Raw genomic sequence first — 583 nt, 5'->3', positions numbered from 1 at the left:
TAGGCGCCCTGGTATTCGGCGACCTCCTCGCCCATGACGAAGACGTCGCCGCCGCGCCGAAGACGGAAGTAGTGGCCGACCCGGACATTCCCGCCGGCACCGAAATGGCTTCCACCACGGTGCGCGAGGCGCTCCGCGACGCCATGGCCGAGGAAATGCGCCGCGACGGCGACGTCTTCGTCATGGGCGAGGAGGTCGCCGAATACCAGGGCGCCTACAAGATCACGCAAGGCCTGCTGCAGGAATTCGGGCCACGGCGCGTGGTTGATACCCCGATCACCGAGCACGGCTTTGCCGGCGTCGGCGTGGGTGCGGCGATGGCCGGCCTGAAGCCGATCGTCGAGTTCATGACCTTCAACTTCGCCATGCAGGCGATCGACCAGATCATCAACTCGGCCGCCAAGACGCTCTATATGTCCGGCGGCCAGATGGGCGCGCCGATCGTCTTCCGCGGCCCGAACGGCGCTGCCGCCCGCGTCGCCGCGCAGCACTCGCAATGCTATGCCGCCTGGTACAGCCATATCCCCGGCCTCAAGGTCGTGATGCCCTACACGGCGGCCGACGCCAAGGGCCTGCTCAAGGC

Annotated in this window: 1 pseudogene; it reads left to right on the top strand. The window is 67.4% G+C overall.

The window, feature by feature from the left end:
- Positions 1-583 (top strand): annotated as a pseudogene (locus EOA28_RS37850) (pyruvate dehydrogenase complex E1 component subunit beta); the annotation flags it as partial.

Source organism: Mesorhizobium sp. M2A.F.Ca.ET.067.02.1.1, from assembly GCF_004023285.1.
GTDB lineage: Bacteria > Pseudomonadota > Alphaproteobacteria > Rhizobiales > Rhizobiaceae > Mesorhizobium.
The sequence above is the reverse complement of the archived record's forward strand: the minus strand, read 5'-3'. Positions and strand labels throughout refer to the sequence as shown.